The following is a 19803-nucleotide window of genomic DNA, read 5'->3' as shown; positions in this document are numbered from 1 at the left end:
TCACAGATCCGGCTCGCGGTCCGACGATCCCGGTTGATTTTTTTGCGATGTACATTACATGGAGAAATGTTATCTTTATCCATAAGGTATCGGGCCGGCCCATGCAAAAGATCCTGATCATAGACGATGACACCTATATCTGCAAGTTGCTGGACAATTTCCTGGCGAAAAGCGGATATAAGACCGAAACCGCTTTTTCGGGAGCCTCGGCAGCAAAGCTGATTACCCGGAACACCTATGACCTGGTTATCAGTGATTACCGGCTTCCCGACCGTGACGGATTCCATGTCCTGGAACAGGTCAGGAAGAAGAACCACCAGACGCCGGTCATCATCATGACTGCTTACAAGGAACTTGAGACTGCCATAAAGCTTATTAAGGCAGGAGCCTATGACTATATCACCAAGCCCCTGATCCCGGAGGAACTGCTCGGACTGATCCGGGAAGCCCTTCAAAAGGAGCAGAAAAAGGAAACATCTCTCTCTTTTGAACAGGGATTCATCCGGGGCGAAAGCAGAATCTTCATGGAAACCATGGAGCATGTGGAGATCGTCTCGCCGGTGGATTTGACCGTCATCATAGAGGGGGAAACAGGGGCCGGGAAAGAATATGTGGCCAGGGCCGTTCATTACAACAGTGAGCGGAAGAAAGGGCCTTTTTTGGCCGTGGATTGCGGGGCCCTGCCCAAAGGAGTGGTGAACAGCGAATTGTTTGGTCATGTAAAAGGCTCTTTTACAGGGGCAACTTTTGATAAGAAGGGTTTGTTCGAGCAAGCCGACGGGGGCACTCTTTTTCTGGACGAAATCTCTAACCTGGATGCGGAAAATCAGATGAAGCTGCTCCGCGTGTTGCAGGAAAAAACGGTGACCAGGATCGGTGACAGCTTGCCTGTCAGGGTGGACCTGCGGCTTATTGTTGCTTCCAATGAAGACTTGCTGGCAGAGGTCGGGAAAGGGAAAATCCGGGAAGATCTTTATCATCGCCTGAATGAATTCAAAATCAGGGTACCGCCCCTGCGTGAGAGGGAACAGGATATTTTATTGCTTGCAGACGCGTTTATCCGGGAAGCAGCCGGGAGGTTTGGAAAGGAGGTGAAGGGATATGACAACCGGGTGAAAGAGGTGCTCCTGAAATACCACTGGCCGGGAAATGTGAGGGAATTGAAGAATGTAATCACCCGGGCAGCCCTTCTGGCCACAGAGGATACTCTCACCCTGGAGCTGATCCCGGATGAGGTGAAAACCGGGCATGCCCTGCAGGGTCCGGGCGACCATGGCAAGCGGGGTGAGCTGAAGGAAGTCAACCTGAAAGATGCCGCTATACAGGCTGAAAAGGAAGCGATCATCCGGGCCCTGCTCAGAGCCCGATACAATAAATCCGAGGCGGCCCGCATTCTGAATATAGACCGTAAGACGCTCTACAACAAGATCAGGCAGTTCAAAATCTCCCCCATTGACTTAGGCTGAAGATTTCACCTGCTGCCTGGCTTCCTGAATGGCTATGGCGGTGACGATCTTCCTGTGGAGCCGGATGTCTCCATCGGCAAACATATTGTTGGCATTGGTGATGGCTCTGTTTCTGACCTCTTCAGGCAGCTTGTTCATTTCCGAAGGATAATCTTCTTTCGTATAAAAAGGTCTGTTTCCCATAGTTTTTTCTCCTATCCGTGCTAAAATAATGCCATAAAATGGAAGGTTCCTGCTAAGCAAGTATCGACAGAGCTTTCCGAACATTTGGCCGATCTGCCAATCCGGTCCGGTGTAGAAAAAATTCTACAATCACTGTACATCTTGAGGATCTGAGGATTGGATATATGAAGAGAAATTAGTATTTTTTGCTTATGTGGTTGCAATCGCTGAAAGCGGACCGGATCCGGGAAGTTATGGATCTTCTTCCGGATACTTCCTGGGTGCTTTACAACCGGGAGATGGAGATTCTCGAAGTAGCCGACCGGAACCGGGTCTTGAAGGACATACTGAAGAAATCCCGGCTGAGCGAAGATTTGCATCAAATTGCCGATCCTCCTTTCCATCCGGAGGTGAAAAGAGTCTCGGAGGAGGCCTTTACCCGGGGCCCCACCCAGACCCGCCTGAACAGTAAATCCGGTTTGGTGAAAGTGAGCGCTCTTCCGCTTGGAAAAGAATGCAGCCACCAGATGGGGCTGCTCATGGTTCAGGGAAATGAAGGCAGCCTGGTGGAATACCGCAGCGGACTGGAAAAAGAGAAGGAGGAGGCCCGGGAGACCAGCGAAGTAAAAAGCAGGTTCATGGCCCGGATCAGTCACGAGATCCGGACTCCGCTGAATGCCATTATCGGATTCATCGAACAGCTGCAGAAAACCAGCCTGGACAAGACTCAGAAAAATTACCTGAACATTGTCGATAAATCTGCGGTGTACCTGCTTGATCTGGTCAATGAGATTCTCACTTTTTCAAAGCTGGAATCTGGTAAACAGCAGCTGGATAAGGTCGATTTTAACCTGAAGGACATGTTCGGGGAAGTGTACAGTACCATGAAAAACAGGGCCGCTGAAAAAAAAATTAACCTGCGGTTTTCATTCGATAAGCAGATGAGCCAGGTGGTCCGGGGCGATGCCTTCCGGCTGAAACAGGTGCTCATTAACCTGATCAGCAATGCCATCAAATTCACAGCCTACGGGTACGTGGAAATAAAAGTGAATAAGCTCCGCGACGAAGGGGACCGGATCTGGACAGAAATCATCGTGGCGGATACAGGCATTGGCATCCCCGAAGAAAAGATCAGGGATATTTTTAAGGAATACAGACAGGCCAGTATCGGGATCGCGAGAAAACACGGGGGAACAGGGCTGGGTCTGACCATCTGTAAGCGACTGACCGAGCTTATGCATGGAAGCATTTCTGTGCAGAGTACGGAAGGAAAGGGATCCCGTTTTTTGGTGACGATCCCCCTGGAAAGGAGCAACCTGACCTATCTGACCAAGAATACGCTCCGGATAAATAATAAGGTGCTGGCACAACGGAGAGCAATGATCGTGGATGACGATGCCATGAACCGTATGCTGGGCCGGATTATCCTGGAAGGATTCAACATGGAGGTCAGCCTGGCTTCGGATGGCCGGGAAGCCATGGAACTGGCAGGGAAGAGTGCTTTTGATGTGATCCTGCTGGATATTCATATGCCCGAAATTAGCGGGTTGGATGTGGCACGCTACATCCGGAATGATCTGAATAATCAATCAGTGAAGATCCTGGCGGTCACCGCAGATATGATCAGGAAGGAACTGGAAAAGTACAAGAAAGAAGGGATCGACGATTATATGATCAAGCCTTACAGGGAAATAAACATGTTCAATAAGCTTTGCCAGGTGCTGGATGTGAATCCGGAGCTGATCAGGTACGAGACCGTTAAGATTGTGCTCAAGGAGGACCCCGGTGATGCCCTGTACGATCTGACAGAATTGCGTTCGGTAACCCGGGACCAGGCGTCTTTTTTTAATGAAATGCTTGAAACCTTTATGGAGAATGCTGCCGGGGGAACGGCCCGGATGCAGAAAGCCTTTGAACAGGGAGACTACGCCCTGGTCATGGAGACGGCACACCGGCTGATTCCTTCCTATAAACACTTAGCGATCACGAAGGTCGTTTCTGACCTGGTGGAGTTAAAGAACATCTGCGCCAGGGAATCTGACTCGGAACGCATGAATATGCTGGTCTCCCGGATAGCAAGCGATTCTGTGCGCATTATCGGGGAGCTGAAAAAGGAATTCATGTAAACCTGAGCAAGTTTTAGAGGTCGCCTGCAGGTCAATGGTCCTTCCGGCTTAGGTTTTCCCGGGTCAGATCATCAAGCTGCTTCCGGAATTCTTTATGTTCTTTCTGGATCTCAGGAATTCCAAGCTTTTCTCTCAGTAGATCCAGGTTTATTTCATTCTCCAGATGCTCCTTCAATTTGCCACGTAGCATCCGGTCCTTAGTTTTTCCCATTTCGACTCCATGTTCCAGTTCAAGGATGATTTTGCGCAGACTGGTAATATAAGTGATCCAGCTCAATACGCCAATCAGTATAAATCCCAGCAGGAAGAGTATAATGGATGGAGGCATTCTGACCACGCCAAATCCAAGGTTCACATTCAGGGAAAGGGTGAATACCTTCCAGTTGAATATCATGTAGTACAGGTATACAACGGAATATATAATCAGCGGAATCAGCTTTTTAAGTAGAAGGTTTTTTAACATGTTCTATGATTTGCTTTCTGAATCCAGTTTTTCCCCAATCTGGATGATTTGTTTGTCCAATTCTCTGACCTGCGCCATCAGTTTTTTGAATTCTTCACCTTTCAGGAACTCCACCCTGAACCTGTACCTCCCTGAATACTCCATGAAACACATGTATCCCAGTTCTTTGGCCACTTCATCCCTCTCTTCCTTCAGTTGCCTCATTTCGTTTTTATCCCTGAATTGTTCCAGGTAGCCCTGTGCGGACAGCGATACGCTTTCGTATATTTCGTTACCGGTATGAACGGCTGTTTCCGCGGTTTCTTTTACTTTTTCCAGAAAGGTGTCGAAGATGTCGGAAGCCTTTTCGGAAAATACTTTGGCACCTGTGACGATATGATCTGTTGATTCAGGGAAAACATCCCTCAGAGTTTTTTCGTTTTTTTGTTTGCTTGTTGTCATTGTTATCTGTTTTATAAGGTTACCAATTTCTTTGATCGTATACCTGGACGCTATTTGTTCTTTTTGGCCCTTTTACCCAGGAAATAAAATAAGCTTAACATGCCTGCTCCGGCCAGGATAATAATCAGTACCGTGACTCCGGCAACTCTTCCATACCGGGCTCTTTGTTCTGCAATCCTGGCCCGTTGTTCTGCCAGCCGTTCCCGGGTGCCCGCAATCTCTGCCTTTTCTGACTCGATCAGTGCGTTCAGTGAATCGATTTCATCGCCCAGCTGCACCAGACTTTTCATTTCTTCACTCAGGGAATCTGTCGTTTCTAACAGGGGCGGGTAAAGCTGTCCAACGAATTCTTCCAGCATACTGATCTCCTCGCGTGCCAGGTCCGCCTCTGTCTGTTCCATGGAGGCCTGCCGATCGAGGATATCGCTCATTTCCCTGTTTCTGATCAGCTTCATGTCCCGGTCCAGGTCGGCCATCCGCTGGTCGATATTATCAAGTTCAGTGGCAAAGGAGGCCTGTTCTTCCATCATCCGTTTGCGGGATTGACGGATGTTCTCCAGTTCTTCCTGCAAACGGTCCTTTTCAGAGGCAATAAAAGATTCAATAATTTCCTGGCGGTTGTATTCTTCATGGATATTTTGGTTCAGGTCTTCCATGACACGGTCGGTTTCGGCAATGAACTGCTCTGCCTGTTTTTTCTCCTCTTTCAGCGAACCAAGGGATTTTTTTTCTGCGGCAATGATGCTGTCCATTCTGGAGATCCTGTCACGGAAAGGGACCAGTTCTTCGTCCCCTGCGTTTGACCGGAGCAGATCATCCCTCTCATCCACGTACAATTGCCGTTCCATCTGGTAAGCTTCCATTTTTTTCCCGGACACGTCGATTCTTTTGTTTAGCAGATTCACCTTTTTCAGTTCCTGATGCTTCCGGCTTTCGCGGTTTTTCATTCTGCGGTCGATTTCTGCCACACCAGATTCCAGTCTTTCAGTGGTCCGGTTTTCCTGGACCTGATAAACAGCCATATTTTGAGTGATGGAATCCAGCGATTCGTTTAGCTTTTCCATTTCATTTTTCAGGGAAGCCACTGAATCATCGTATTGCTTGATCATGGATTCCAGTTCCTTTTTGCGCACCGTAACATCTTCGGTCTCTTCTTTGTTGACTTCTTCCACCAGGCGGGCCTGATCGCTCTCAAGCCGTTTTATTTCCTGATCTTTGTTGCTTCTTTCTTCCAGCAGGGAGAATTGTTCCCTTTCCAGTGATTCCTTCAGTTCTTCCAGGTTTTCTACAGCTGCTTCCTGTCTTTCCTTGATCTGGGTCTGCCGTTCAAGTAGCTTATCAATATTTTCCTGTTCATTTTTCCCGGACTGGCATGCGGTCAGCAAAATGATCAGGATTAACAAAACGAATGCTTTTATTTTCATCATACTTTTTGCTATTCTTATGAAAGAATCATTCCACACAGGGATAGAAAATTTAATACTCAATTAATCAAGCACATAGCCGGGCCCGTCTCTTTGTCAGGAACTTCAGGGTGTGGATTTTTCGCCCCAGAGTATCCCTTTATATCCACACCTCCCGCAGATACCCAGGTCTGTCAGAGGCTCCTTAAATGCATGTTTTACAGGGCACACGGGATATTTCCCTGAATTGGTACATGGATTGCGTCTTCTCTAAACAAGACAAACATTAAGATTCAAAAGCTGATAATTATGAAGACAATACTTGCAATGATAAAGCATCCTGCGAGTGCAGAAAAATTCCTGAAATATGCCATTGGAGTTGCGGGAGACATGAAAATGAAGCTGCACGTGATGTACGTGGAGAGCCCGGCCCACCACCCCGTTGGTGGACATGAGCTTTCGGGGGTTGTTCTGGCCAGGATGCAGGAGAGCCTGAGTGTTCAGATCAAGCAGGGAAAAAAGCAACTGGAGGAATTGGTCGCTGAACTGATACCGGATGGATCCGGCTTGCATAGCTATGAGGTAGGTGCTGAAACAGGAGATGAAACCAGTATCATTAATAAGCTGGTGCAGGAGGATAGCATCCACATGGTCATGCTCAGGAATCCGGAAGAGGACTTATGGTTCCGTGACTCCCGGGTGCAAGCCATTTCCAGAGAGGCGAAATGCCCGGTATGGGTCATCCCCGAGGATGTTGCATACACACCTTTCAGAAAGGTCCTTTATATCACTGACTACAATGAAGAAGACATTCCAACCATGAATATGCTGGTTGACCTCTTGCGCGTTTTCAAGCCGGATATTACGGCTCTCCATGTCACAGAGGATCTGGATTTTGAATTGCGAATTAAGAATGCCGGCTTTCAGAAAGTACTTAAAGATAAGATAAATTACAGCCCCATCAGCGTAAAAGCGCTGGTGCCACAACGTGGCGAAGATGGAATGGAACTGGTAAACAGCTATGCAAAACGCATCCAGGCAGACCTGATCGTGGTCCTGCAGGAAAACCTGTCATTCCTGGAGCGGCTGTTCCGGCAGGATAAAGCAGCCAGGCTGCTTGAAGAGGCCAACAGGCCCGTTCTGAATTTAGCCGGTTATAAATAAGTTAATGATTAATACCTGAGAGATTATGATTTCTAAAGAAATGGTGGTAAAGGCCATCATCGAAAAAGTGGAGAATGAATCCGACGATGCACAAATCAAAACCCCCCTGTTAGCCGGGTACGACAAACCAGACAGGATCGGCTTCAAGGGAAAGAGCGGGGAGGGATATGTCCCCGATATCGTATTGAGCCGGCACGACAGAACAGAGTTCTACTGTGTGGAACTGGATGAGGATCTTCCGGTGAACAAATGGAGGTTGTTTTCCCTGTATACCATGAAAGAAAACGGTTCCCTGAATATTGTGGCCCCCGAAGACAACCTGTCCCATGTCAGGGAAGTATTGAACGAGAACAACATCAACGCCAGGATCCTATATTTCAGTTAGCCGAAATGCTGTCAGCATCAGTAAATGATGCTGGCTCTGGGATCTTACTTGACGAAGCCGACTTTTATTCCGAAACTGGGCATGACCCCGGAGAAATCAATATTCTGTAACTGGCTGTATTTTGTGAATTTGGATTCTCCGTCATATTTGCTCAGGCGAAGCGCTCCTCCAACATATACATCTGCGGTGAGGGCCTTCCATAAAACAAATTGCCATCCGGCATAAAAACCTCCGGAGAAAACATTCAGTTTTTGTGTGACCTCGATGATTTCGTTTATTTCTTCCTCTTCATTGTATACCTGGTCAAAGCCGGAAAGAGTAAGCCTCCGGTACATGACAATGGGTGCTACATAGAGACCCCGCGGTGCAGCATATTCTGCTTTGCTCCCGGGAAGCAGATAATTTCTCCATGCAAGTGATCCGCCCAGTCCGGAAATATTCTCACTGTTATATGGAATATAGTCGTTTGCAATGACACTAAAGTATTCGAGACTCTGGTTAGAGAGATAGTAGTTTGCAATCCCGTCTTTTGAAGCATAGGTGGCCATCACGGACAATTCCATGGAGTTTCCACGGTTTAATACACGTTCGACGGAGAGCTGCAGGGTGCCTTCAAAAAGCTTCACCGGATAGATCGAGATGACATATTTATAAGGTGGTAGTATGACAGGCTCGCTAAGGTCATCGGATTCCATTTCTGTTTCTCTTCTGCTAAGCTCCTCGGGCAATGAAGCCATGATTTCACTTTGTTCGGCCATGAAGGATTGCTGCATATCAATCAATGAATCGAGCAGGAGAAATTTCTCATTAAATTGTTCCGGACTAAAGGTGAGTTGCGCTATGTTTTTCTCAATCTCCCGCAATTGCATTTCAAGCACAGCAGGTTTTTCTTCCCAGAGGCGTATTTTGGAATCCAGAAGATCCAGTTTGGTCTCTGCCAGGTTCATTTTCAGGTCAATCATTTCAATTTGTTGAAGATTTGCATCTTGTGCAGAAAATGGCACGAATACGGAAAGGAGGAAAGCGTACAGGCAGAATGCCAGGGTCTTGGATTTTTTCATAATCATGGATTTAACCGGGTTAGTTACGATTCTGTGTGCATATGATGAAAAAAACGATGACCGGGTTGCGTTATATCCACCGGTCATGCTTGATTTCACCGATATTTTCTAATTTGGGAATATCAGCTTCCGTATTATCTTTACAGAAGGTGAATGCATGATCCGCTCGCCTCAGAGTTGTTATTGTTAACTCACAAAAAAAACTGAACCAATGAAAAGAAAAATCACAATGCCAGTTCTGCTCAGAGTATTGAGTATTGCAGTGTTTGGTGTAATGTTGTCCTGCACGGGAAGAGTGAAATCCACGGCTGAACAGACCGAAGAAATCCGGCAGGCCAATGAGGCTGAGCAGGCCGATGAATGGATTTCCTTATTTGACGGGGAGACTCTCGATGGCTGGAAGCGCTATAATGCGGATGAGATCGGTCCTCTGTGGACCGTGGAAGAAGGAGCCATTAAGTGTGACGGAAGGGGACATGGCGAAGGCAGCCCTGAATCTGGCGGCTCGCTGATCACCCTTCAGACCTTCGGTAATTTTGAGCTTGAACTGGAATGGAAGATCTCAGAGGGAGGAAACAGCGGCATTTTGTACCACGTGGTGGAGAAACCGGAATACAGTCATGCCTATGTGACCGGTCCGGAATACCAGGTGATGGACGATCCTGCAGGTGCTGTCAGTGAGGAGATGCTCAATAAAAGAGCCGGTTCGAACTATGATATGTATGCGGCTCCTTCCTTCAAGAAACTGAATCCTGTCGGAGAGTGGAACACCGCCGGAATTGTTTACAAGGACGGAAAGGTCGAGCACTGGCTGAACGGGGAAAAGGTGGTGGAATTTGATGAAAACAGTGAGGATTACAAAGAAAAATTCAATAAGAGTAAATGGTCTTCCGGGGATTATCCTTTCTGGAATACATACAAGGAAGGTTCCATCGGACTGCAGGATCATGGTGCGGCGGTATGGTACCGGAATATCCGGATCCGGGAGCTGTAATTCTTTTTGTCGTCCGTATTTTAGATAATAATCAGAGATGCGCAGAATCGTATTGCTCCTCCTGTCAGGGATCTTTTATATTAGTGGCCATGCACAGGACTGGCCCGACTGGCGGGGCGAAAACAGGGATGCTGTCTGGGAGGCATCCGGTATAGTGCAAAAATTCGATTCGAAGGTCATCGACCTGAAATGGTCGGTTCCCATCGGACCGGGGTATTCCGGGCCGACGGTGGCAGAGGGGAAGGTGTATGTGACTGACCGCCTTGAGCGGCCGGCTCAGGCAGAACGGGTCTTATGCTTTGATGAGCAGACCGGGGAACAGATATGGATTCATCAGTATGATTGCGTTTACGAGGGAGTCGGTTACCAGGCCGGACCCAGGGCCTCGGTGGTCATAAAGGACGGGAAAGCCTATTCCCTGGGTACCATGGGACACCTGTTCTGCCTGGATGCCGGAACAGGCAGGGTACTCTGGCAAAAGGACCTGAACAACGAATATGAGATCGACATGCCCACCTGGGGCATCGCATCCACCCCCCTGGTGCTTGATGATAAGATCATTGTCCATGTAAGTGGCCGAAAGCAGGCCTGCGTGGTGGCTTTCAACAAGGATACGGGGAAGGAGGTCTGGCGCAGTCTGGATGACCGGGCCGGGTATTCTGCTCCGGTCTTTTTTGAAAAGAACGGTGTCGGGGTGGTGGTGAACTGGACGGAACATAGCCTGTCGGGCCTGGATCCGAAAACCGGGGAGATATACTGGCGCTTCCCATGGAGCACCGGCATGGGTATGAGTATTGCCACTCCGGTGCTTTATGACGACCATATTTTTGTGAGTGCCTTCTACAGCGGATCCCTGCTGGTCAGATTGGGAGACGATTACACCTCCGCGGAAATAGTATGGCAGCGCTCCGGCGAAAGCGAAAGGCATACCGACGCCTTGCACTGCGTGATGAATACCCCGGTTATCATGAAGGATTATATTTACGGGGTGGATAGTTACGGCGAATTGCGATGCCTGGAATTCTCCACGGGCGATCGGATATGGGAAGACCTGAGCGCAGTGAAATCCGACCGCTGGGCCAACATCCATTTTATCCGGCAGGGGGATAAGATCTGGATGTTCAACGAGCACGGCGAACTGCTTATTACCCGCCTGTCCCCGGAAGGATTCGAGGAGATCAGCCGGGCAAAACTGATAGAGCCTACCAGGAAGCAACTGCCCCGGGGAGTCACCTGGTCGCATCCCGCCTTTGCCAACAGGCAGGTATTTGTACGGAATGATGAACGCCTGGTGTGTGCGGATCTCAGCAGCGAATAATAACAGCCAGACCGGGATCGCTTAATGCGGCAGTTCAGTCCCGTCCAGGGATTGTGCATATTCGCCGGGTTGGCCGATAAGTTTCGTGATTAATCCGGCCCAGTCCGGACCGGCATTCAGGGAAGGTACCAGGGTGAGCTCCCTGCCTCCTTCGGACATAAATACGGTCTTGTATTCGTCCCCGATTTCCACCGTGGTTTCCAGACAGTCGGCAACGAAGGACGGACTGATTACAAGAACCCGGGCCTTTCCTTCCCCGGCCAGCTTCCTGAGAATATCGACCGTGAAAGGTGATAACCAGTTCCGGCCAAACCTGGATTGAAAGGAAGTAATTAGCTGCTGATTTTCCAACTTCAGCCGGGTGGAAATAGACCTGGTGGTATGAAAGCAGGCTGCCCGGTAACAAAATCTGTTCGCGGAGCGGTAGCTGTTTTCGCAATCCATGGTTTCACAGGAATGTCCCGGATGTCCTTTCAGGGTCTGCCGCACCGGGATGCCATGATAACTGAATACCAGGGCATCGTAACTGCCGGGCCGGAGAACCGAAATTTTTTCTGCCCATAATCCGGTGAAGCCTTCTGCAGTATGAAAGGGCATGATCAGGGAGGTCTTCGCTGCTATTTCGAATCCATCCAGCTCCTGCAGCAATAATTTAACGATGCTCCCGGTGGTGGAAGTGGCAAATTGAGGGTAAAGCGGGATCACCATCAATTCGGTATAGTTCCTGGTCCGGATACTACGGAGCAGATTCTTCAGCGAAGGTTCTCCGTACCTCATTGCCAGAAAGAGTCTGGTATCCGCCGGCAGTTGCACCCTGACCGCATCCTCCAGGTCCCGGCTGTGGTAAAGCAGGGGAAACCCCCTTTCTGTCTGAAGTTTTGCATATCGCTTTGCAGAGCGGAAGGAACGGAGCGGAACAATAAGGCCATGAACCAGGGGCTGCCGTATCCAGGCGGGCAGATCTATGACTGAGGGGTCGGAGAGGAACTCTTTCAAATAGCAACGCACATCGGTGATCCGGGACGAAGCGGGACTTCCAAGATTCACCAGTATGACTGCCTTTTCCGGTTTGCTCATAAGCCTTCTTTGATATGTGCTGCAGACAGTTTTCCCTGCCTGATCCGGTCGGCCAGTCCGATGCCTCCCTGAAAATTGCCCCGCAGGAACAGGCCTTCGTACTCCTTTTCAATCTGTTCCACGGCCTCAAACCTTCTGCCACTGGATTTTTCGTACTGAGGTATGGCCCACTCATGTCTGAATATCCTGAAAAGGCGGGGTTCAAAGCTGTCGGTCCCCATCAAAACGGTGAACTCTTTTTTCACGGTCTCAAATATTTCCTCATCACTCAGATCAAAGAGTTCGGGTCTTCTGATTCCGCCTAAAAAAACCGTAAACAGCGAACCTTTTTCCGGTGCCCTGCCGGTGAGGAAGGCGGAGGTGAATAATATCCCGAGTAAATCACGGTTTTCCTTAAATGGGATCAGTCCGCCGAATGCATCCAGAGTCATTCCGCTCCATTCCTGAAAGCCAACGGCTACCTCGATAACCCTGGCATATCGCAGGTTTGTAAGAGCTGCGAGCTTATTATCATTCAGGTCGGCAACCAGCCCCGGCAACTTGTGCGAACCAGTGGTGATGATCACATTATTTGTCTTACAAACCTTCAGAGTGCCATCCGGAGTGTTCCACGATACCTTGTATCCCTGCTGCTGCTTTTTAATCCGGATATCGACGGCACCCAGGCGAAAGTTTCCCGTGCCCGATTTCACGTATAGTGCCCTGACAAGTGCTTCCAGGCCTCCTTTAACTGAAAAAACCTCCCGGGTGGCTTTCTTTTCCGTTTCCCCTGTTCCTTTCCGGAATCTCTTTTTGAAGGCACCTCCGATGAAACTTCCGTATTCCTGCTCGAGAGCGTATAATTTTGGCAAAGCATACCTGGGGATAAGCAGCTCCGGATCGCCTGCATAAACGCCCAGAATGAAGGGATCCACGGCATAATCCAGATAGGACCGGCCCAGACGCCGGATGACCATTTGTTTCAGGCTCTCCTCCGGGTTAATCCCCCTTGGACGAAAGGGTTCTCCCAGGATCCTCAGTTTATCCTGAAAGGAAAACAAAGGGGTCCGGATGGCCTGAACCAGCCCGGAAGGAAGGGCCTGCCATTGGCCCTCTTTTAAAACATATCTTTTTTTGACCGCCGGCCTGGCTATTTCTATCTCAACCTCACCGGCCAGGTCCTCAAACAGAATGGCTGTTTCGGGATTCCCGAGTACCCCCGAATTCGGACCGGTTTCGAACAGGAAGCCATCCTCCCGGATCGTTTTGATCACTCCGCCCACCTGCTCTTTTTCTTCCAGAACCAGGAAATCCACTCCGGCCCTTTGCAGGTAAAATGCAGCGCTTAAACCTGTGATCCCTGCTCCGACGATTATACAGTCTTTTGTTTCCTCTTTCCCTTTATCTCCCATTATATGGTTTTTGAAAATACGGTTTGATAGCTTGCAAAATCAGGATCCAGCTCTCTGGCAATAACCCGTATGAGCAACATCCCCAGCCTGGTGGATTCGATCCGACCCTGACCGTTTACCAGGAGTCCGTCCTGCTCCAGCTTTTGGAACTTTTCCCGGGAATACTGAAGCATGCTTTCCAGTTCGGCCGGGAGCATACCATGTTTTTTGGCCTCCTCTTTAAAGTCCACCATTCCATTGCACATGAGCTGATTGATCACATTCCGGATGATTCTCTCCCGAGGGTTCAGCAGATATCCTCTTTCGCTGGCCAGCGCACCGCTTTCTATCCTTTCCACATAAGCAGCCGGTTCCTTGGTGTTTTGTATATATGCGTTTTCCAGCTGACTGATGGACGAGGCACCAAACGCGTAAACCTGTCCCGTATGTCTTTTGGTGCAATAACCCTGAAAATTCCTGTGCAGTGTTTTGTCCCGGTACGCCTTGGCCATTTCATCCCCGGGAAGTGCAAAGTGATCCATGCCGATGGGATCGTAAGCCGCAGAGGTCAGATATTCGCAGCCCTGCAAAAGCATTTCAAGCTTTATTTCGGGCCCGGGAATATGGCTCCTTTCGAGAATCTTCTGGTTCTTTTTAACCCAGGGAACATGGGCGTAAGAGAAAGTGACCATCCGGTCGGGCCGGATGGAGGCCCCTCTTTTCAATGTCTCCAGGTAGCCCTGCAGGCTTTGTCCGGGCAGGCCATACACAAAATCCAGATTGACCCTGGCCTTGCTTTTCAAACGGATATAGCCCACCAGTTCCTCCACGGGCAATCTGGAGGGTGCCCGGTTAATAATATCCAGGACCGACTCATTGAAATCCTGAATGCCCAGGCTTATGCGGTTGAACCCCATGTCGTTCAGTCGGTCAATATCGGAGAGGCCGAGATAGGCCGGACTGCACTCCATGGCTACCTCTGCATCTTCAGCCATCCTGAAATGTGAGCGGAAGCGGTCCATGACTTTTTCAATCAGCGACCACTCCACGGAGTTGGGAGTGCCTCCTCCCCAGTGAATCTGGGTAACCATCCGCTTCCTGTCCAGATATCCTGCAACCCGGTCGATTTCTTCAAGCAGGGCGTCAAAATATCGGGCGATAAATCCCCGGTCTTTCCCAAGGGTGGTGTTGCACCCGCAGAAATGACAAAGGCGCGGACAAAAAGGGACATGGACATAAAGAGATATTCCCGGATGGCCATCCCTGTTGGACAGGACGATCGCCTCTGTATACGCTTTTTCAGTGAATCCTTCCTTAAACAGGCTGGCCGGGGGGTAACTGGTGTATCTTGGGCCGGGCTTGTCGTAGCGTTCGATTATTTTCTTATCCATTTCCATGATAACTTTCGTTCCCCGGAGGTCCATAACTCCCAGAGTTCAGGATCTCCGTGTTCTTTATATAGCAGTGAAGAAAAAATCAGGACCATAAATGCCCAGGTGGCTTCCATACCAAAGAATCCGGCATAATTGATTCTTTCAGCAATAAAGCCGCTTAACACAGCCATCAACAGTCCGCTGAGGTGGGTGACAACGATCTGAATGGAATAATCGGTGCCTTCCCTGCCCGGCCTGACCAGGTTCATTGAAACGGTATACACGACCACGGACGACATGGCATAGCTGCTCCACAGAAGGGCCACTCCGATATAGATGACCAGCGGATGGGGCATATGGATCATAAAACTTGAAAAATATAAGGCAGTCAGAAAACTGTAGCCTGCCATGACAAATACCGCTTTGCGATTCCCGATCCGTCTGATGATGAACCCTGATAAAAATGCACAGGCAGCACCAATTCCCGTGCCATAGATCCCTGCAATAAATCCGATCTTCTTTATCTCATAGCCCAGGTCAACCAGATAGGGTTTCAGCATGACCAGGATTCCCAGGATTCCCGAGTAATAAATCATCAGGAAGAGAATCCGTCTGACGACAATGGATGAACGGAAAAATGTAAAGACATCGCGCCAGTTTGCCGGAGTGGCATCGACCGGGGCCAGGGTCGAAGCATTCTTTACATTGAGTATCATCGGGACCAGGGCGATTAGTACAATGCCGCTTAACAGGAACATGATCCCCTGCCATCCGAGGGAGGGATAAAGGATCAGCAAAACACCACTGCCAAACAGGGTCCCCAAAAAACTGCCGGACGATTGCATGCTGTTACCCATGGAACGCTGGCTTTTCAAAAGGATCTTTATCGCCAGGGCATCGGAAGCAATATCCTGGGTGGCCGACAGGAAAAAGGCTGCGATCATCAGCACGACAATGGTTTTAAAATCGGTAGCCAGGCTAAAAAAACCAATGGATATAATAACCACGGCGTAAAATAGTTCTGAGGCGATGATCCAGCTTTTGTATCCGTGTTTTTTTCCGGCATTCCGGTCAACCAGCGGGGCCCAGAAGAATTTAAGGATCCACGGGATTTTGATCAGCTGCATCAGGCCGATGCTTTCCAGGGAATAGTTTTCCATTCGCATGATCACCGGCAATACCGTGGAAAAAAAGCTCATGGGAACGGATTGCGCCACATATAAGCTCAGCAGCGTAGTATGTTTCTGCACTGGATTCATCTTCATCGCTTTGTCCCGGGATCGTCTGACCGGACGATTATAGTGAATAGCTCAGGGTGAGACCGAAACTGCGGGGCCTGCCGGGTTGCGCATAAACTAGTCCGAGCGATTCAAACTGGAAGGAGCGGTAGCTGGTATTCAGCAGGTTCGCGGTCCAGAGTCTGAGGGTAAAATCTGAAATTCCGATGGCCATATTGGCTGCCAGTAATCCGTAAGCCTCCTGAAAATACTCATTGGCATCGTTCCAGAAAATTTTACCTATCTCTCTCCAGTTTGCAGAAAAAACAAGATCGTGAAAGATATCTCCCTTCAGGGGGACCCTGAAAGAGGCTGATAAAAATCCGGTGAGATCGGGAACATAGGGGACCTTATTTCCGCTGTAATTCAGGGTTTCATCCGGATCGGGAGTAAAATCCACAAAACGGGTGTCTGAGTAGCCCAGGTTTCCGGTGATCCTTAGATTGCTTACCGGAAGCAGACTCACCTCCAGCTCTATGCCCTGACTGAATGCACTCGCTGCATTTTTCAACATGGAGCCCCTTCCGCTGGGCACCGGCTGATACACCTGAAGGTCCTCCCAGTCGATGTAGAAAAGGGCCATCCGCAGATTGGCTTTTTTACTTTCCAGGGAAGCCTTCCAGCCCATCTCATAGTTCCAGCTGTACTCCGGCAGGAAGGAGCGGTCCTCCTCCCGTTCAAAGGTGGTATTGAATCCACCGCTTTTATATCCCCGGGTCACGCTCAGGTAGTTCATCTGGTTCTCCGACCATTTGTAATTCAGGGAGAGCTTGGGGAGAATCTCGAAAAAGTCAAATCCGGATTCAAAATCCTCTGTGGGAACTGTCGCTCCGTCCGGGTATCTCTCATAATAGTAATCCAGTGCATCATTTTCGTAATCCACACGCATCCCCAGGGTCAGGGACAGGTCCCGGACCAGCAGGTCGCTCAGGGTTCCCTGCCCAAACATGGCCAGGCCGTAATTGGTCATGTCGTTCAGCTTCTTATAGGAATAGCTTTCATACGGAAGCCTGAATCTCGTTATCCCGTCCAGGCCAAATTCCACACCCACCTCCTGGTCATTGGCCTGGTAAAATCCATATATGCCGGTGACCCAGTTGAGCCTGGAACGATTATCCGTGTTCCCGATCCGGATTTCCTGGGTAAAAAGTTTCTGATCCTGGTCCTGGGTCACGGTAAACAGGTCGTCCGGAGTAAAATCCTGATCGATGTCCTGCAGGCCCTTCAGGCTTTGAAAGGAAGAGATGCTATTGATCGTGATCACATCACCGGTCCGTTCATACCGAAGCGAGGTCCCGGTCATTTCCCGCTGGTACGAGCTTTCATGATCGTAATTGATCGGCAGTTCATCTCCGTCTTCAGTCACCACGGCATACGGATAGGCCCCTTCCGAACTCAGGTCGAGGCTGGTACTGAGGGTGATTTTTGAACGGGGCGATGGATGGAACAGGAGTTTAATACTTCCGCCGCCACTGTTCATCCCGTCCACCGCTTCGCCGTTAAACTGATTGATATGGAAACCATTTCGGGTGCGGTAATATCCATTGACCTGTACATAAAGCCTGTCCCTGACGACAGGATTTTCCAGCATTACCTGATACTGCTGGTTCCCGTAAGTACCCAGTTCTGCAGAAATTCCCAGGCCCGGCCGGTTATCGGGTTCTCGGGTAATCACATGAACGATACCGCCCAGGGTATTTCTTCCGTATAAGGTACCCTGAGGACCACGCAATACTTCGATCCGTTCGATGTTGTAGAGATCCAGGTCAAAGGCCGCCTTTTCAAAGAGCGCCACCTCATCCATATAGAACCCGACAGAGGGAGAGTTTATTCTGGATCCGATCCCCCGGATGTAAATGGGAGAGGTCAGCCTGGAGCCATAGTCGGGCATGTATAAATTGGGGATCGGACCGGTCAGATCAGTGGTAGAACCGATCCTGTCGTTTTTTACTGAAATACCAGAAAGCGAACTTACCGATGCAGGCACGTCCATGATGCCGGATGCTCTTTTGTCGGCCGAAATCACTACGCCTTCCAGATCATACTGGTTGATTATCAGAGTATCGGGCTGTCCGGACAGAATGGCCTGTGAGGCCCACAAACAGAGAATTATAAACAGAGTTTTTTTCATTGCGTGGTTTGTTTGATTTTGATTACCCGAAAGTAGAAGTCAATTTTGTGGCAATTTTGAAGAAGACAAGCTCTCTCCGCTTCGCTCAGGAAAAGAGGTTAAATAGTGCGCACTTGTTCAGTGAGTTGCAAATTAATATAGATCAAATATAAATAATTACGGAGCTCCTGGGAAGCTGCTCCGGCAGCAGTGGCTTATTGATCGACTTTGTTAAATACCCTCCAGTAGAGATCGATTTGCCTGGCCACTTCCTGGAATTTCTCAAAGTCCACCGGTTTTACAATGTAGGAATTTGCGCCAAGCAGGTAGGCGGAATGTACATCGGACGATTCGGAAGAAGTGGTGAGTACCACTACGGGGATGGTTTTGAATTCCGGATGTTTTTTCAGGACTTTCAGAACCTCCAGACCGGCAACTTTTGGCATATTTCAATGAAAGCCAGGGCTTCTTTTCTCTATACCTGGCTTTTCTATCTCCACCAGGTGTACGGGTTAAGGTTTGAGCATCCCGTAATCCGGGCGCATAGAGGACTTTCACCTTCAGGTATCTGTGCCCTGCCGGGCATACCATACCATATCAAAACCCCGGCGCAAACTTTGCGCCGGGGTCAAGACAACTTGGATTCATCTCTCAGAATTTAAAGCCAATCCCCAGATTAAGATAGGCAATACCATATCCCAATTCAGCAAATCCGGAGAATGTGTCTGAGAAATAATAGCGACCACCAACGAATCCGGAAAACGCAATACTGCCAGCATCTGGTGTATAGTCATATGTTCCCGCATCGGTTCCGAAGGAGCTCGAACTGACAATATTGTAACCCAGCATGACCCCCAGATAGGTATCCAGTTTATCAAGCAAGGGATAGTGGAAAGTACCCCGTGCACCAATCACGATGTTCGAATATTTCCAGCCATAATCTGTATTGATGTAAGTATATTGCCATTTGTAGGAAGTATAGCCCAGATAGGCCCCGACTCCAATCACCCCTTTCCCCAGCACTTCATCCTTAATGCCTTTTTCAAAGGAGATGGAAACAGGAGGTATGGTGGTATTGCTATAAATGCCAGATCCATAAATGGAACCAATGCCAACTCCCAGATTTACTACATTGTCTTTCAGTTCAAACATGCTATCCTGCGCATTCAACGAAGAACTGAATAAGAATACCAGCATTGTAAACGCTATAAAGTGTTTCATATCTCTAAAAGTTAGATTAAGTGACCTTGGATATATGTATTCAGATTTTTATTAGTGTATTTCATCATATAGAATATTAGACCATGCGGCATAAGTAAGGGGATTAAGAGCGATTTTGATCCCCTGCCAGTCACCATCCTGGGGTACAAGGGCAGAACCCATGCCATCCGTATCCCCTAATAATGTATCATCACGTAAGGAGGTAAAATATACTCCCGGACCATCCCTGTTAATGATTCCATCAGGATTTTGTATCAGGTCAATGCATGTACCCACAACTATTTTTACAACTGCATTATCCGGCAGGGTAAGCGAACCGCTTGATTCAAGTCGCAGACCTGACTTATTGGCAATGACAAAAGGTACTTCAGTTTCATGCCATGAAACGTTAT

Annotated in this window: 19 protein-coding genes; 6 read left to right on the top strand and 13 right to left on the bottom strand. The window is 48.9% G+C overall.

Annotated elements, in window-relative coordinates; translation table 11 throughout:
* Positions 1-47: 47 nt before the first annotated feature.
* Positions 48-1466 (top strand): sigma-54 dependent transcriptional regulator, encoded by a 1419-nt coding sequence (locus tag P1P86_11730; protein MDF1575848.1) that lies wholly within the window; start codon positions 48-50, stop codon positions 1464-1466.
* On the opposite strand, the gene P1P86_11725 is transcribed toward P1P86_11730, so the two are convergent.
* A complete protein-coding gene (locus P1P86_11725; GenBank protein MDF1575847.1) occupies positions 1458-1649 on the bottom strand; it encodes a hypothetical protein in 192 nt (63 codons plus the stop codon). The genes P1P86_11730 and P1P86_11725 overlap by 9 nt on opposite strands.
* 191 nt (positions 1650-1840) lie before the next feature.
* On the opposite strand from P1P86_11725, the gene P1P86_11720 reads away from it, so the two are divergent.
* Positions 1841-3754, top strand: a complete 1914-nt coding sequence (locus P1P86_11720) for an ATP-binding protein (protein ID MDF1575846.1) — start codon at positions 1841-1843, stop codon at positions 3752-3754.
* Positions 3755-3785: 31 nt separating this feature from the next.
* Here the strand turns inward: P1P86_11720 and P1P86_11715 are convergent, their stop codons facing one another.
* From P1P86_11715 to P1P86_11705, 3 genes are read right to left on the bottom strand one after another with little or no spacing between them, the layout of a single operon-like run.
* Positions 3786-4217, bottom strand: coding sequence for a hypothetical protein (locus P1P86_11715; GenBank protein ID MDF1575845.1), 432 nt, complete (start codon positions 4215-4217; stop codon positions 3786-3788).
* A 3-nt stretch (positions 4218-4220) separates the two neighbouring features.
* Positions 4221-4658: a hypothetical protein gene (locus tag P1P86_11710; protein MDF1575844.1), complete on the bottom strand. Its 438-nt coding sequence runs from the start codon at positions 4656-4658 to the stop codon at positions 4221-4223.
* 50 nt (positions 4659-4708) lie between these two features.
* Complete coding sequence (locus tag P1P86_11705) at positions 4709-6085, bottom strand: hypothetical protein (protein MDF1575843.1); 1377 nt, start codon at positions 6083-6085, stop codon at positions 4709-4711.
* Positions 6086-6370: 285 nt separating this feature from the next.
* On the opposite strand from P1P86_11705, the gene P1P86_11700 reads away from it, so the two are divergent.
* Together P1P86_11700 and P1P86_11695 are read left to right on the top strand one after the other, a co-directional pair.
* Positions 6371-7225, top strand: coding sequence for a universal stress protein (locus P1P86_11700; GenBank protein ID MDF1575842.1), 855 nt, complete (start codon positions 6371-6373; stop codon positions 7223-7225).
* A gap of 25 nt (positions 7226-7250) precedes the next feature.
* A complete protein-coding gene (locus tag P1P86_11695) occupies positions 7251-7610 on the top strand; it encodes a hypothetical protein (protein MDF1575841.1) in 360 nt (119 codons plus the stop codon).
* 44 nt (positions 7611-7654) lie between these two features.
* Here the strand turns inward: P1P86_11695 and P1P86_11690 are convergent, their stop codons facing one another.
* Positions 7655-8671, bottom strand: coding sequence for a hypothetical protein (locus P1P86_11690; protein MDF1575840.1), 1017 nt, complete (start codon positions 8669-8671; stop codon positions 7655-7657).
* Positions 8672-8882: 211 nt separating this feature from the next.
* On the opposite strand from P1P86_11690, the gene P1P86_11685 reads away from it, so the two are divergent.
* On the top strand, positions 8883-9665 hold the full coding sequence (locus P1P86_11685; protein ID MDF1575839.1) for a DUF1080 domain-containing protein: 783 nt from the start codon (positions 8883-8885) through the stop codon (positions 9663-9665).
* A gap of 37 nt (positions 9666-9702) precedes the next feature.
* A complete protein-coding gene (locus tag P1P86_11680; GenBank protein ID MDF1575838.1) occupies positions 9703-10983 on the top strand; it encodes a PQQ-binding-like beta-propeller repeat protein in 1281 nt (426 codons plus the stop codon).
* Positions 10984-11004: 21 nt separating this feature from the next.
* Here P1P86_11680 and hemH read toward each other — a convergent pair whose 3' ends face one another.
* From hemH to P1P86_11640, 8 genes are all read right to left on the bottom strand, one after another.
* Positions 11005-12060 carry a ferrochelatase gene (gene hemH, locus P1P86_11675; GenBank protein ID MDF1575837.1) on the bottom strand — a complete coding sequence of 352 codons (1056 nt, stop codon included), beginning with the start codon at positions 12058-12060 and terminating at the stop codon, positions 11005-11007.
* Complete coding sequence (gene hemG / locus P1P86_11670; protein ID MDF1575836.1) at positions 12057-13451, bottom strand: protoporphyrinogen oxidase; 1395 nt, start codon at positions 13449-13451, stop codon at positions 12057-12059. Before hemG ends, hemH begins: the two co-directional genes overlap by 4 nt.
* Complete coding sequence (gene hemN / locus P1P86_11665) at positions 13451-14821, bottom strand: oxygen-independent coproporphyrinogen III oxidase (GenBank protein ID MDF1575835.1); 1371 nt, start codon at positions 14819-14821, stop codon at positions 13451-13453. Before hemN ends, hemG begins: the two co-directional genes overlap by 1 nt.
* Positions 14806-16062 (bottom strand): MFS transporter, encoded by a 1257-nt coding sequence (locus P1P86_11660; protein ID MDF1575834.1) that lies wholly within the window; start codon positions 16060-16062, stop codon positions 14806-14808. The genes hemN and P1P86_11660 overlap by 16 nt, the downstream gene beginning before the upstream one ends.
* A 37-nt stretch (positions 16063-16099) precedes the next feature.
* Positions 16100-18211, bottom strand: coding sequence for a TonB-dependent receptor (locus P1P86_11655; GenBank protein ID MDF1575833.1), 2112 nt, complete (start codon positions 18209-18211; stop codon positions 16100-16102).
* Between the two features lie 194 nt (positions 18212-18405).
* Entirely contained in the window at positions 18406-18636 is a 231-nt protein-coding gene (locus P1P86_11650) for a response regulator (protein ID MDF1575832.1), read from the bottom strand.
* Positions 18637-18841: 205 nt separating this feature from the next.
* Complete coding sequence (locus P1P86_11645; protein ID MDF1575831.1) at positions 18842-19411, bottom strand: hypothetical protein; 570 nt, start codon at positions 19409-19411, stop codon at positions 18842-18844.
* Positions 19412-19462: 51 nt separating this feature from the next.
* On the bottom strand, positions 19463-19803 hold a 341-nt coding region (locus tag P1P86_11640; GenBank protein MDF1575830.1), incomplete at its 5' end, for a hypothetical protein.

It is taken from the genome of Bacteroidales bacterium (assembly GCA_029210725.1).
Taxonomy (GTDB): Bacteria; Bacteroidota; Bacteroidia; order Bacteroidales.
This window is presented reverse-complemented; position numbering and strand designations above follow the sequence as displayed.

Excerpts from the sequence above, each read along its gene's own strand:
- P1P86_11725 (MDF1575847.1), bottom strand. The coding sequence starts at position 1,649 with ATGGGAAACAGACCTTTTTATACGAAAGAAGATTATCCTTCGGAAATG.
- hemN (MDF1575835.1), bottom strand. The coding sequence starts at position 14,821 with ATGGATAAGAAAATAATCGAACGCTACGACAAGCCCGGCCCAAGATAC.
- P1P86_11705 (MDF1575843.1), bottom strand. The coding sequence starts at position 6,085 with ATGATGAAAATAAAAGCATTCGTTTTGTTAATCCTGATCATTTTGCTG.
- P1P86_11650 (MDF1575832.1), bottom strand. The coding sequence starts at position 18,636 with ATGCCAAAAGTTGCCGGTCTGGAGGTTCTGAAAGTCCTGAAAAAACAT.
- P1P86_11730 (MDF1575848.1), top strand. The coding sequence starts at position 48 with ATGTACATTACATGGAGAAATGTTATCTTTATCCATAAGGTATCGGGC.
- hemG (MDF1575836.1), bottom strand. The coding sequence starts at position 13,451 with ATGGGAGATAAAGGGAAAGAGGAAACAAAAGACTGTATAATCGTCGGA.
- P1P86_11685 (MDF1575839.1), top strand. The coding sequence starts at position 8,883 with ATGAAAAGAAAAATCACAATGCCAGTTCTGCTCAGAGTATTGAGTATT.
- P1P86_11720 (MDF1575846.1), top strand. The coding sequence starts at position 1,841 with ATGTGGTTGCAATCGCTGAAAGCGGACCGGATCCGGGAAGTTATGGAT.
- P1P86_11715 (MDF1575845.1), bottom strand. The coding sequence starts at position 4,217 with ATGTTAAAAAACCTTCTACTTAAAAAGCTGATTCCGCTGATTATATAT.
- P1P86_11710 (MDF1575844.1), bottom strand. The coding sequence starts at position 4,658 with ATGACAACAAGCAAACAAAAAAACGAAAAAACTCTGAGGGATGTTTTC.
- P1P86_11680 (MDF1575838.1), top strand. The coding sequence starts at position 9,703 with ATGCGCAGAATCGTATTGCTCCTCCTGTCAGGGATCTTTTATATTAGT.
- P1P86_11690 (MDF1575840.1), bottom strand. The coding sequence starts at position 8,671 with ATGAAAAAATCCAAGACCCTGGCATTCTGCCTGTACGCTTTCCTCCTT.
- P1P86_11700 (MDF1575842.1), top strand. The coding sequence starts at position 6,371 with ATGAAGACAATACTTGCAATGATAAAGCATCCTGCGAGTGCAGAAAAA.
- P1P86_11660 (MDF1575834.1), bottom strand. The coding sequence starts at position 16,062 with ATGAATCCAGTGCAGAAACATACTACGCTGCTGAGCTTATATGTGGCG.
- P1P86_11645 (MDF1575831.1), bottom strand. The coding sequence starts at position 19,411 with ATGAAACACTTTATAGCGTTTACAATGCTGGTATTCTTATTCAGTTCT.
- hemH (MDF1575837.1), bottom strand. The coding sequence starts at position 12,060 with ATGAGCAAACCGGAAAAGGCAGTCATACTGGTGAATCTTGGAAGTCCC.
- P1P86_11655 (MDF1575833.1), bottom strand. The coding sequence starts at position 18,211 with ATGAAAAAAACTCTGTTTATAATTCTCTGTTTGTGGGCCTCACAGGCC.
- P1P86_11695 (MDF1575841.1), top strand. The coding sequence starts at position 7,251 with ATGATTTCTAAAGAAATGGTGGTAAAGGCCATCATCGAAAAAGTGGAG.